Consider the following 12,545-nt stretch of genomic DNA (forward strand, 5'->3'; position numbering starts at 1 on the left):
CACCATTGTTTACGGTGGTCGATTTGCTCGGAACTGGAAAAAGCTATCACCCGATATGTTTAACTCCAGGCTAAATTTGATTTTCTAGTATGTATGCAGTACGTACCAGTATAAACTCCTACCTCGACCTATCACACCGTTATTTAGCTCATAAGCAAGTCCATTCTACTCATCTCAACATTAGCCTTACCCGATATAAATGCGTTTCTTTGAGCTTCGTAAACTTCCATACACTTGCTATACTGCTCTTCCCTTAGTTTGTTTGTATCAACAAATGTCTTAACAACACCAGCCTCAACTCTGGTACAGTTTAAATTACTAATGGATGTAAGGAAAAACATGCCAAGTAACTCATCATTGTCACCCAAATACGGCTTGGCTATGTCCACCTCATTCAATCCTGGAGTTCTCCACTTTTCTTCAATATTGATGGCGAAGTCTTTCTCAGGGCAGAAAAGATACTTTGTCACTGAGTGAATGGCTTTAGCAATCCCCAGCCTTGGGTTTTTCATTTGTAGGCGTAGGATTAGTCTCTCTACTGAGTGGACCGAAAACCTAATATTGCTGTCATAGATGGACAACACGCCATTGATCCTGGCTATGTATGCACCAGCGAACTTCAGGGAGCTTTCATCGAACAGGACAATCATGCCATAGATGTTTTTCTCCTCGATGTAGAAGCCTGACATTGCTTTATCTTGAAAGAGATTCTTTACCTGCTTTCTGAGGTTCTTTTCGCCCTTCTCTTTGATGTGTATCTTCTTGAGGTTTTCAACGCATTCCCTTTGTAGAAACTTTCTTACCTTTACTGAATACTTCTGATCAATAGGAGGTGTTGGGTCCAAAACAAACTTATTAGCGGTAGTGCTCATACTTCATTCCATTTCTGGTGTTGGTGGAACATCAACAGCCACAATTATTTTGTCCATATTTGTGGCCAGTGACTGTTATCTTTGGGAGTTACGATTCATTTAATAGCCATCTATTGCAGGATGGTAATCAACGTCCACGTAATTATCCCATTCAGCGTCCCACGCTCTGGAAATATGATTGTTAATTAGCTTGCCGTCTAGATAGAAGAACTCTCGGTAATTGCGCCCAATCTCGCTCTCCACTTGTTCAATCACAAGCTTCTCAGCATCTTCGATTGTCCACGGGTTATCTTTCTCTCTGACAAACTCAATGCAGATATAGCCCCAATCATGCAGATAATCTTTGTCGCCATTCTCCGACCCGCCGGGAGCGATTAGACCACGTTGTTGTAATTCATCTACTGTGAGCAAACGTGCACCGATACGTTCAGCGAAGCCTTTGTTTAAGTATTCCTCTTGGAAGCTCTTTCTAGTCGTTATGAAATCACCTTCAACCTCTTTGTAGTCAAAAAGCTCCAAATCATCGTTGAACACTACAAGTAAGGAACTTTGCAGGTCAGGGTTAAACGGATTGATGGTAGCGCTAAACTCGTTTTTTTTGAGTCTTTTCAGGTAGGTATCTAAAGCATGGAAAGATGGATAACCAATCTCTTGAGCGGCAACTTCAAGTGCTTTCATGTGACCGATTTTCTTCTCTTTTTTGATAGCTTTAGCACGAGATTTTACTTTAGAAATGGATGGTCGGGCAATTTTAGTCATGGTCTTATTCCTACACGGATTAACCTTTAGATTCACTCCTAATCATCAGTCATTCCGCTTATCAAAATAAGATCAGCTAAAACGATAGATATGTTCATGGTTCCAATATTGGAGTTTGCCTTTGGAGTGGGCTGGCTGCCATATAGCCGCTGGATAAGATATCCAATGCATAGTTGATTGTCAAAGTGTTTATATTTCACACACACCATTTTCCACTAAGCACGGAGTGAAAGGTGCAGAGTTTGACAATGTTCTAGTTGTTTTAGGCAGAGGGTGGAACTTATACAACTGGGGTCAATTACTTACGTGGTTGCATACGACATGTCTAGCAAACAGAATAGGTGCATTAGAAAGAAATCGAAACCTCTTTTACGTCGCGTGCTCAAGACCCAAACGTAACTTGACAGTGCTTATCACTCAACACCTATCGGATGAATCATTGGCTCTTTTAATTATCGTAACTCAAAGCCCTTTAGAGAATTAGCGAGGACAGTCATATTAAGAAACTGCCTAGCCTCGCTAATGTAAGGTCGGAAATTGCCGAAACTTTCGGATAACTCCGGCGGATTCTGAGAAACACGATTTTCAACCTGCTCACACCCCAAATGAGCATGGTCTTATCCTCTTGCGTCGGATTAGATTTGATAGGGAAAACGCACGCTCCTAGATATTGTAGAGTATAAGCTCTGAATGATTTAGGGGCACAACCGAGTTAGCCAGCGTCGCAGTTTCTTCCTAACAACCTTTTTAAAACTCTGTGCCTAGATCAAAAAAGGCGAACCCATTGGCTCGCCTCTTTTGTCAGTAAGGATTTGTTAGCTCGCTTTTGATCCGGCGTGCTGCTCTACCATAAACGCAATGACTTCTTCGTTTAAGCAAGATTTGCTGATGTATTGGCGCTGTTTACCAAGGTGAAGGATTAAGCCCAAATCGGTTTGCTCGAGTTGGTCGATTTCATTCCAAGCGAGGCTACGGTCAATTTTACCGCTTTTATAGCGCACTCCGTCTGCATTCACTTCAAAAGCCACTTTACTGCCGCGACTTGAGCTGATGGTTTGACGCCACAGCCACCAAGTTCTTTTGAAGTAAACGCTGCACGCTTCAATCACACTCAATACGATAAAGAACCAACCGACATAACCGTTAGGTAGCAGTTCAAACTCCAATAAAACCACACCAAAGATAAGAAACAGCATCCCTTTTAGGTACGCCTGTGGAAACTTCGTTGGTTGGCTAGTTTGATCATAACACTCAGCAAAGAAAGGTTTGTCGAGTATGTATTCTGTAGTGAATTCGAAATCTTTAGACATGTATGGTTACTTCAAGGCTTCTGTAAATGAGTATTCTTGGTTGCACTCTTGCAACGCGAGCATTGTAGCGCTTCTCTGACTTTATCTTTAGCCCTTTTGATGCTGTTTTGTAAATCAATGATACCGCCACGCAAAAAGACCTCGGTGCACTCGCCAAGATCAAACAAGGCGAACCATTTGGCTCGCCTTGTTAATTAATGGCCTGTGTTAAGTAATGACCTATGTGACTTCTTGAGTTTTCTACTTTAGAGGGTCGTTGTCTGGCAATGCACTGTGTATCCATACTGCCAGTCGGTGTTTGATGCTTGCGCCGTCTAGCTTACTTTCCGGTAGTGGCGTTATCTGTTTTGCATCGACCAAGAATAGGTAAATCGCTTTTACTCTCAGAGGTTGTGGTGACTGTGGAAGGTCAAAACCTTGTAGTTTCGCCATCTTCCCACCAATCTCTAGTGCCTTCTTAACCAGTTTGTCTTCATTGTGAAGCTTGGAGCTTTTTGACATTGATAAATCCTCTTCTTCGCTTCGGCTAAGAATACATTAAGTATCGCCAATAACGTGTTATAAAACTCTCATATTGATTACGTAGCGTCGATTTTTTGGAATCTACATCGATAAAGATATACCAATTGGTTCGCCTTTCTTTTTCTGTCGCTTTCGATAATACTCTTGCTCAATATTACTCAGCTGGAAAATTTTATGCCTCAAGCAAACTCTGTGGTCGTACTCGACTTTGAAACCACAGGTCTCTCTCCTACTTTAGGTGATCGCGCAATAGAAATTGGTGCAGTAAAGTTAGTCGATGGCGAGGTTGTCGATAGTTTTCAGCAACTCATGAATCCCGGCTTCAGAGTGAGTTCTTTCATTGAGAACTACACCGGCATTACTGACAATATGTTGCGATCGGCACCAAGCTGCGAAGAGGTAATGGCGTCATTTAGTGAATTCATTGCAGGCGAAAACCTTATCGCTCACAACGCGTCCTTCGATAAACGATTTTTAGATGCAGAGCTTGAACGAATCAACTGTAGTTATTCGGGTGAGTTTGCTTGCTCCTTACTGGTGGCAAGACGGCTCATTCAAGAAGCTCCATCACATAAGCTAGGTGAACTTGTTCGCTATAAAAATATCGACAACGACGGCGTTTTCCACCGTGCACTAGCCGATGCGCAAATGACAGCCAAGCTTTGGCTCTTAATGGTCGAAGGGATAGAAAACTCAGGCGTCGAAAAACCAAGTTTTCAGTTGATGCAAACGGTCAGTAAAACAGCCAAAGGAAAAGTCGACCTGCTACTCGCCAAAAGCCGTGCGTAACACCCTCCGAACTAAAAGCTGATTCTAGTCTCTTAGACGTTTAAGTGATTTTCGATATACATGCGATATTGGTTATCCCAGTTAATTTCCTGATCCGAAAGCGGCAGTTCGCTGGTCTCACCAACCAAACTGGCTTACTATGCCAGGTACCTAAAACGCTTTGTGAGTCACTCATGAGCAGAAAAAATAACAAAAATCTCAGCATTCTTCTTAAACTCAACACCTTTATTGCACCTTATAAATGGCGGGTTGCGGCGGCCTTGGTTGCCCTTGTCGCGACAGCAAGTTTGACGTTATCCGTTGGCTATGGAGTACGTATTCTTATCGACCAAGGCTTTGCTCAGCAATCATTGCAAGAGCTTACCAATGCGATTCAGTTTATTGTCGGTGTCACATTGTGTATTGCCATTGGGACGTTCTTTCGCTTTTACCTTGTCTCTTCCGTAGGTGAGCGCGTTAGTGCGGATATTCGCCTTGCGGTGTTTAACCATGTGATTACGCTGCATCCGAGCTATTTTGAGACCAACAGTAGCGGCGATATTATGTCGCGCCTGACTACCGATACCACGTTGCTGCAAAGCATTATTGGTTCATCGTTCTCGATGGCAATGCGTAGCGCTTTGATGTGCTTTGGGGCCATCATAATGTTGTTTGCCACCAACGTTAAGCTCACGCTGATTGTGCTTGCTTCTGTGCCTTTGGTTTTGGTTCCGATTTTGTTTTATGGACGACGCGTGCGTGCGCTCTCTCGCCAAAGTCAGGATTCAATGGCAGATGTCGGCAGCTACGCAGGTGAAGCGATAGAACATATTAAAACCGTGCAAAGTTTTAGCTCAGAGCCGTACGAACGAGCGGCTTTCGCTGTCGAGGTGGAAAAAGCGTATGAAGTGGGCAGACAGAGAGTCAAACAGCGCGCGATCCTGATATCTGGCGTTATTGTGATTGTGTTCAGCGCAATTGCGGGCATGCTTTGGGTTGGCGGCAGCGATGTGATTCACGGAAAGATGTCTGCGGGAGACCTAGCAGCGTTTGTGTTTTATGCCATTATGGTTGCCTCATCGACTGCAACCATTTCTGAAGTCATGGGTGAACTGCAAAGGGCCGCTGGCGCTACCGAGCGACTGATTGAGATCCTTCAAGTAGAAAGCGATATTAAAGCACCAAGCAACCATTTGCCTGTCCGTTCAGACATGTCTGCTGAAGTTAGCTTTAAGTCGGTGAATTTCAACTACCCTTCTCGCCCAAATCAACCTGTTATCAAAGGATTAAACCTAACCGCTGAACAAGGCAAAGTATTGGCGTTGGTTGGCCCTTCCGGTGCAGGTAAAACAACGCTATTCGAACTGCTGCAACGCTTTTATGACCCACAACAGGGGCAAGTGTTGTTTGGTGGCGAAGACATTCGACAGTTCTATCCAAACGAGCTTCGACGCCAAATGGCACTCGTACCTCAACAACCAGCGCTGTTTAGCCATGATGTGTTTCACAATATTCGTTACGGCAATCCAGAAGCCACGGATGAACAAGTCATCGAAGCCGCCAAAAAAGCCCATGCCCATGAGTTTATTGAGAAGCTTCCCGAAGGCTATCACAGCTTTTTAGGTGAGCGCGGCGTTAGGCTATCAGGCGGTCAAAAGCAGCGCATTGCGATTGCTCGCGCGATTCTAAAAGATCCAAAAATCTTACTGCTAGACGAAGCTACCAGCGCTCTTGATAGTGAAAGTGAACATCACGTTCAGCAAGCACTTGAAGCACTGATGAAAGGACGCACAACGCTGATCATTGCTCATCGTCTTTCAACTATCCAACATGCGGATAAAATTGCGGTGCTCGACAATGGCGAGTTAGTCGATGTTGGTAACCACCAATCATTAATGCAAAGCTGTGAGTTGTATCAGCGACTTGTGGCGTTACAATTTAAGCACTTAGAGTAACGCCTAGTTAAGCCCTCAAGAATAAGCAAAAACGGACCAAGTGATTTAATGCCAATAGCTTAACGATGTTTTTGTGTCATTCCAGCGAGCCTTGGCGAGACTAGGAATCTAATAGCAACGTGCTGAGGAGTGGTTAACGAGACAATTTTGACCATAAAGAGCTAGGATAGAAGATCCTATATCACGCACCTTCGCCGCTGTACAAGATAACGAAATACAAAAAGATGCCACTCGTAGTTAAACGAGCGGCATTAAACCAAGTGGTTCTCGTTTTAATACAGGAACTCAGGTAAGAATCCAGTAACCAGCGTACTCTCCCTTCAACTAGAAACACTCATCCCCAAGTACCATATAAAATCCAATCAACTTCATTTGTAACAAGTTAGGTTTCAAAAATAGGAAATTACCACTGTAAAAATTCACCGCGTTTTGTCTTGCTGCCTATGGTTACAATGTTCGTGAAATCAATGCCTTTAAACCAAGTTACAAGTAAGTGGCACCGAGATGAACAGTGAAGCGAAACAACTTTTTTATCATTTATGTCAGCAATACGATGCGCTTTCTCAAGAACTAGAGTCTCGCGCGTTTCCTGAGTTTTCCGAGACCATCACTCATCCGCTTGGACACTGCTTTGTCCGTTGCCCTGTTGGCAGTCAGCGCTTTTCCATTGTTGCAGTAAACTTCGTGCCCTCCGTTCGCGGGCAAGGTGTGCTTACTGCATTTATCGACTACATTAAAAGCCATCCATATCATTACCAAGGCGTTGAAGTCGCTATCATTGAAAACAAAAGCTTAGCAAAACGACTGTTGTCTCTTGGATGGAAGTATAAGTCTCTGTTTGGCAAAATTTTCTTCGCCAGCAAGCCGACCCTAGTGAAGGACTTTCAGTCAGCGTAATAGTTATTACGACACCGCATCGGCATCCAAAGCAAAACCATCACTCAAAATCCGTAAGCATATTGAGAAAAGTTTGGCGGTCTTCCGCTGTACTACCTCGATGAGCAGTGTATTCGACGTGTTCATCCGCGCTGGCTTTTGGGGATAGATTGATGCCCCACAGCGCATTAATTTGGTTTGGCACGATGGAGTAACGCACATCAACAATTCGCATTTCGTCATCCGGGTCTTGCACTACAAAACCATTTGAAAACCAGCGGAAACGTTCAATATCTCTCGCTTGTTGCGATTGCGGGTCGAGCCATGGAAATTGTGTTTTCACATTGAGCTTTGGTGTGGATTCGCCAGGATAGATTTTTATTGAGCGCCCCACTCTTACTGCATCCACATAGTAGTTATCTTCCGTTTCATAAATCACTTTCCAGACCAAAAGATTGCCGAAGGTTGGTTTTGCTTTTAGCTGCACAGCACTGTGCTGTCGCTCTTGGACGATTTTCCACCCGGCCGCTTCTGCTCTATCTCGTTGAATAACCCCAAGAGTCAGATAAGCCAGAGACCATAGAAATGCGACACGCGCGTAATTTCGATTTCGCTTCAGTGCGGCAAACAAAAGCAGGATCAAAATCGGAAGTGAGAAAGCGGGATCGATAACAGAGATCGTATTCCAAGCATAGCGTGTGTTGCTTATCGGCCAAAAAAGCTGAGTCCCATAGCTGGTGCAAGCATCTAACAGCGCATGGGTGCTATAACCAAGGGCACAATAAAACCAACTCTGTCGGAAGTTTAGCCCTCGGCTTTTTGCAAACAACGGATACAACACTAAAGCACAGAGAAAGCTGCCAAAAGGGATAAACAACAATGAATGGGTAAAGTGTCGGTGATATTCCAAAAACAGCAATGGGTCAGTTGATGAACGGATAAGTACATCCAAATCCGGTGCCATCCCTGAAACCACGCCTAACACGCCAGCAGCCACAATGTGCCGCTTGTTACTTGCAGACTGTGGCAAAGCAGCGCCAAGTAAACCTTGCGTTAACGGGTCCATTATTTACGCCCGCAACGAAAATGTAGCCGAGATAGAAGGCATATACGCTTCAAAATAGGCTCAAATTTAAAAACCAGAACGTTCTCCGACATAAATTATCCGTATTTAAGTGGATTGGAAGACACACCTTAATGACGCATTAAAGTGTTCGAAAACAAACACTTTGATTTTAGTGTAAGAAGGAATCGCCCTATTCGCTAGTGAGAAGCGAACCTAAAGCGAGGATCGATGTGTACGTCAGAAGTCCAAAACGGCGGATTTTACAGACGTAAAATAAAACAAGGCGAACCAGATAGCTCGCCTTGTTTACTGAACGATTAACGACAAAAAAACCTTAGTCTTGAGGGTTTTCTTTCGCGTTGATTTCAGCGTAAGTGTGCAGAAGCTCTGTCAGAGTTTTCACCCACGCAAAAACATCCGAAGGTGTATTTTCGAGTAGTTTTTCTACTAGTTCACAGTGTGTTTCTAGCGTGATTGCCTCTTCCAAATGGAATGAAATCGCATAGAAATGCCAAAGAACCAGTCGCGTCATTCGCTCGCTATTTTGCTTCGCATTGTCTGAGTCATCAAACGCTTGTTGAATTTCACTCAGTGCGATTGCTGTCATGCGTAACATGGCATCAAGACGTGCAGACAACATACGGTCTTCGCTATCCACTTCTTCTTGATCGAAAGTAAATAGCTCATTCATCACGTCTTCAGGCACCATTTTACTGATCATGCGAGCACTAAACTCTTCCAGTTCATGACGAGGCATGGTTACAAGACAATCGAAGGTGTAATCACGAAGCATAAAATCACTCTAGGTTGGAAATCAATTTCAGCCACGCATTCTAAATACTGAAATCTCAATTGCCAGCGTTTATTTCTATTGGGCTACCGAAAAACTACAGAACACCGTTGATCGCAATACCAACACCAATACGCTGCTGATTATGATCATAGTCAATCAAGCTCTTACCATAACCCGTCGAGTACTGTGCGTATCCCTGAAGTTTGCCCCAGATCGGAAATGACACCCCTAATTCGGCAAAGCCTTTATGCGTTTGGAAGTTCTGGCGGCCTAAGAAGGTAAACTCATAACCATTCCATTTGTACGCACTCGATAGCTCAAAGTGCCCCATGTAATCTTCGATATCCGGGTTATCATCACCTTTAGGATCATTCGGAGATGTTTTTTCATCCTCAGGTATACGCCACCACGGTTGAAGAGAAACCGCAAAATTGTCTTTCGCAAAGGTTAAGTTGGCGTAAACACGATTCCAACTGCGCGATAACTCTTGTCTCTGCCCATTCGACTCATGTTCAATACCAAAACCTAACCAAGTCGAACCATCAAGTGGCTTCCAGTCTGTCGGGGTATAATAAAAAAGCTCAGGACGATAATTGGTTTCACGAAATGGACGCGATGCTGCTCCTGTGTACACCTGCCAAAATGACTTTAGCGTCATACCAAAGAACAAACCATCCCCATCAAACAACAAATCGTCGTAGTTCATTGGCACTTTAAAACTAATTTGGAACTCCGCTTCTTCCTTACGCAACTCATCTCCGTACTTAGTGTCCGCATAAGCACGCTTATTTACGCGATCACTGTAAGTGAACGGCAAGATGTAGTTAACACGATGCGCCACCAAACTAAATGGTTCAAAGGCGTTTTCTCGTTCTGATTCCAAACGCTTGTCGACCAAGCTTTCCTGAAGCTCCTCAGGTTCTTCAATTTCTGGATCAGCGGGCACTGTACTTGTTACTGCATCGAGCTCACACTGCGAGCGAATGCTCTTTATGGTTTCCTCACCTTTGCTTTGCTTGATTTTGTCTAGCAAACATAAATCATAAGCACTGGCTGTTTCTCCCATCGCAACTGGCGCTGCCAATAAGCTCAGTATTGATATCCCTGCCACTTTTGAAGCCATCTGAAACCCTTAATATTCTTGATGTCAAACCAGATAATTTTAATTTTTCTTGGTAAACCGCTTGCCATTCTGGCGTTAAGGCAATGTTAAATATTCGCCGACTTTACGTCTTGAATAAAATACGATAGACCTCAAACATATCGGCTCACTATGAGCAAAGCGCCAAAAACGACCAAGAGTTGAGCATCATAAATAAAAACAAAAACAACTCGTTTGCATGATGCTCATATTCCCTATGCAAAATACTGGCTCGCCACTTTGATTGCAAACCCGGCTATGAATAAACCCAAACCATAAACTAAATGCGCCAATGTGCTAAGAAAACGGGCTTTCCAAGGTGTTGGGGTTTTACTGGCAGCAAAACCAAATCCTAGACAAGGTTGAATGACAAAAAATGGGAAGACCAACGTTACCACACCAGTGACTAAGCCGGGCACTAGACTAGGCTCTACCAACCAATGATGCCCAAAAGCAGCAATGTGAGCCAAAGCGAAAACAACACCAATGGCATAGTGCAAAAACCAACCGAGTGCTTTTTCTCCCGACATCGGGTCTGTTGCCATAATTGGCGCATGCATAAGCCTTCCTTTGGGCATGTACAAAACCCAGCGCGCAACCAATGCATAGTTTAATGAGGGAATACCAAACACTCTCCTTTGTATCCAAGCCCATAAATCCATTATCAAAGTCGCACCAATCCCTATTAGCGCCGCTTGTAATCCTATTAAAAACAGCATTTTTCGCTCCTCAAGTTTTTGATTTGTTAAGGTCTTAGTTGCATGCTACAACTTAAAGCCAACTTGAAGTCAATGAGGAATAATATGGATATTGCAGAAGTGGTTAAAAAATCAGGATTGCCGACCTCAACGCTCAGATACTACGAACAGTTGGGGTTAATTCGCTCGATAGGAAGGAATGGATTGAGACGTCAATATTCACCAGAGGTACTCAATAAACTCAACATCATTAGTTTGGGGCGTATCGCTGGAATATCACTTAACGAAATGGCAGAAATGTTGAATCACTCAGAAGGTTCAAAACCATACATTGATCGTGACTTACTGGCGAAAAAGGCGCTTGAAATTGATGAGCAAATAACACGTTCGAAAGCGGTGCGAGACAGCCTAAACCATGTTGCCACCTGCCCTCATGAGTCACATATGGACTGTTCTTCATTTCAGAAGCTTATGAAGATCGTGAAGCGTTATGTCCCCAAAAAAACGCGATAAAGCACTCTACTTATTCTTGATGTAAAAGGAAGTAACTCGCGGTTGTGAGTTACTTCCTTTCATATTACTTAGCTTGCGCTTTTACGTACTTCTTCACTTTTTTCATCGCCATTTTTTGCTTTAGCGGTGAAAGATAATCAATGAACAAGTTACCAGATAAGTGGTCGATTTCGTGCTGCATCACAATCGCTAAGAACTCATCACTCTCGATTGTAATCGGGTTGCCACCACGGTCTAGTGCAGAAACAACAACTGATGTGTAACGCTCTACATCGGCATAGTATTCGGGAACAGATAGGCACCCTTCTTGACCAAGCGCTTTGTTTTCTCCGCTCACAACTTCTGGGTTGACTAAGATTAAAGGATCATTGCGTTCGTCAGAGATATCGATGACAACAACCGCCTCTTTTCTACCAACTTGGGTGAAGCTAAACCGATGCCATTGCCCGTTGCGTAAAGTGTTTCTAGCATATCGTCGATCAACGTTTGTACTGTCGATACATCAGTGACTTTTTCTGCTTTTACTTTAAGTCTTGGGTCTGGAATGGAGAGAATTTCGAGGACTGCCATACTTACCTTTCGTTATCTGTAAATCGTAATTTCCGGCGAATTATACACACGTTTGGGCAGACATAAACAGGTTGAGTTTTCGTGGAAATACCGTTTCGTCTAAAACATTCGATTTTGCTAGAGACCAAAGAGGCACAAAGAAAGAGAAGACAATAACGCCAGCACGATATGGCTGGCGGCTTTTTTACGTATCTATCTTTAAGCGTTCGTTATATGTGAGTTACGCACTCTTTTGCGCTTTTAGCAAAACCTTAATCGCCATTTTTTCACCACTCTTGAAAATAAAGTACCCGAGACAAACGGTTATTAACGTTAATACAACGATAATAATACTGAACCAGCCTAGTTCCGCTATCAGTTCAAATATAGAAATACCCAAAAACATTAAGATGAGAGAAAACACCACTAAGCTCGATAAATTCCAAAGCAGCACTGAATACCATCTCGTTGTCGAAGGCATTATATTCCCTGTTTTATAGCCAAAATAATATCCTACACTCATCGCTGGTATTAACGTCCCAAGAAAGCCGACACCGTTCATTTCCATGCCAGAAATGTACTCAATAATAAATAGCAGTATGGCCAAACAAACTGATGCCAAACACAAAAGCGACGTTACAACGAGCACCGAGGGAGCGTTGTTTTCTGTTGAGTAATTATTTTTCGATTCCACTTTCATTTCCTTCCATTTATTTCAATAAA

The 12,545-nt window shown here is 43.4% G+C and carries 14 protein-coding genes and 1 pseudogene; 5 read left to right on the plus strand and 10 right to left on the minus strand.

The annotated features are described in order from the left end of the window. Positions 1–143: 143 nt before the first annotated feature. Positions 144–872 carry a hypothetical protein gene (locus tag ACWYVB_RS04170; RefSeq protein ID WP_457528075.1) on the minus strand — a complete coding sequence of 243 codons (729 nt, stop codon included), beginning with the start codon at positions 870–872 and terminating at the stop codon, positions 144–146. Between the two features lie 99 nt (positions 873–971). Continuing rightward, positions 972–1,631, minus strand: a complete 660-nt coding sequence (locus ACWYVB_RS04175) for a hypothetical protein (protein ID WP_025505871.1) — start codon at positions 1,629–1,631, stop codon at positions 972–974. 193 nt (positions 1,632–1,824) lie between these two features. Here ACWYVB_RS04175 and ACWYVB_RS04180 point away from each other — a divergent pair, with 193 nt between their 5' ends. Further along, positions 1,825–2,115 carry a 3'-5' exonuclease gene (locus tag ACWYVB_RS04180; protein ID WP_408678757.1) on the plus strand — a complete coding sequence of 97 codons (291 nt, stop codon included), beginning with the start codon at positions 1,825–1,827 and terminating at the stop codon, positions 2,113–2,115. Positions 2,116–2,446: 331 nt separating this feature from the next. On the opposite strand, the gene ACWYVB_RS04185 is transcribed toward ACWYVB_RS04180, so the two are convergent. Together ACWYVB_RS04185 and ACWYVB_RS04190 are read right to left on the minus strand one after the other, a co-directional pair. After that, the gene (locus tag ACWYVB_RS04185) at positions 2,447–2,941 is read right to left on the minus strand and encodes a YcxB family protein (RefSeq protein WP_457528078.1); all 495 of its coding nucleotides are present in this window, start codon (positions 2,939–2,941) and stop codon (positions 2,447–2,449) included. A 240-nt stretch (positions 2,942–3,181) separates the two neighbouring features. After that, positions 3,182–3,442, minus strand: a complete 261-nt coding sequence (locus ACWYVB_RS04190) for a DUF5062 family protein (protein WP_005376453.1) — start codon at positions 3,440–3,442, stop codon at positions 3,182–3,184. Positions 3,443–3,637: 195 nt separating this feature from the next. On the opposite strand from ACWYVB_RS04190, the gene ACWYVB_RS04195 reads away from it, so the two are divergent. The 3 genes from ACWYVB_RS04195 to ACWYVB_RS04205 all read left to right on the plus strand — a co-directional run bounded on the left by ACWYVB_RS04195 (position 3,638) and on the right by ACWYVB_RS04205 (position 7,083). Continuing rightward, positions 3,638–4,252 carry a 3'-5' exonuclease gene (locus tag ACWYVB_RS04195; RefSeq protein WP_457528082.1) on the plus strand — a complete coding sequence of 205 codons (615 nt, stop codon included), beginning with the start codon at positions 3,638–3,640 and terminating at the stop codon, positions 4,250–4,252. Positions 4,253–4,425: 173 nt separating this feature from the next. Next, positions 4,426–6,186 (plus strand): ABC transporter ATP-binding protein/permease, encoded by a 1,761-nt coding sequence (locus ACWYVB_RS04200; protein ID WP_457528084.1) that lies wholly within the window; start codon positions 4,426–4,428, stop codon positions 6,184–6,186. Between the two features lie 504 nt (positions 6,187–6,690). After that, a complete protein-coding gene (locus ACWYVB_RS04205; protein WP_150916693.1) occupies positions 6,691–7,083 on the plus strand; it encodes a hypothetical protein in 393 nt (130 codons plus the stop codon). Positions 7,084–7,123: 40 nt separating this feature from the next. Here ACWYVB_RS04205 and ACWYVB_RS04210 read toward each other — a convergent pair whose 3' ends face one another. The 4 genes from ACWYVB_RS04210 to ACWYVB_RS04225 form a co-directional block, all read right to left on the minus strand. Further along, entirely contained in the window at positions 7,124–8,128 is a 1,005-nt protein-coding gene (locus tag ACWYVB_RS04210) for a metal-dependent hydrolase (RefSeq protein ID WP_457528087.1), read from the minus strand. A 334-nt stretch (positions 8,129–8,462) separates the two neighbouring features. Next, entirely contained in the window at positions 8,463–8,921 is a 459-nt protein-coding gene (locus ACWYVB_RS04215; RefSeq protein WP_005454292.1) for a hypothetical protein, read from the minus strand. A gap of 94 nt (positions 8,922–9,015) precedes the next feature. After that, positions 9,016–10,044, minus strand: a complete 1,029-nt coding sequence (locus tag ACWYVB_RS04220; RefSeq protein ID WP_457528089.1) for a phospholipase A — start codon at positions 10,042–10,044, stop codon at positions 9,016–9,018. Between the two features lie 233 nt (positions 10,045–10,277). Continuing rightward, positions 10,278–10,781, minus strand: a complete 504-nt coding sequence (locus ACWYVB_RS04225) for a DUF2938 domain-containing protein (RefSeq protein ID WP_457528091.1) — start codon at positions 10,779–10,781, stop codon at positions 10,278–10,280. An 84-nt stretch (positions 10,782–10,865) separates the two neighbouring features. Here ACWYVB_RS04225 and ACWYVB_RS04230 point away from each other — a divergent pair, with 84 nt between their 5' ends. Continuing rightward, the gene (locus tag ACWYVB_RS04230) at positions 10,866–11,273 is read left to right on the plus strand and encodes a helix-turn-helix domain-containing protein (RefSeq protein WP_457528093.1); all 408 of its coding nucleotides are present in this window, start codon (positions 10,866–10,868) and stop codon (positions 11,271–11,273) included. Between the two features lie 64 nt (positions 11,274–11,337). On the opposite strand, the pseudogene def reads toward ACWYVB_RS04230, so the two are convergent. Together def and ACWYVB_RS04240 are read right to left on the minus strand one after the other, a co-directional pair. After that, positions 11,338–11,843, minus strand: a pseudogene (gene def / locus ACWYVB_RS04235) (peptide deformylase). Positions 11,844–12,063: 220 nt separating this feature from the next. After that, complete coding sequence (locus ACWYVB_RS04240) at positions 12,064–12,522, minus strand: ABZJ_00895 family protein (RefSeq protein WP_457528095.1); 459 nt, start codon at positions 12,520–12,522, stop codon at positions 12,064–12,066. Positions 12,523–12,545: the final 23 nt, after the last annotated feature.

The organism is Vibrio sp. JZG10 (assembly GCF_054064075.1).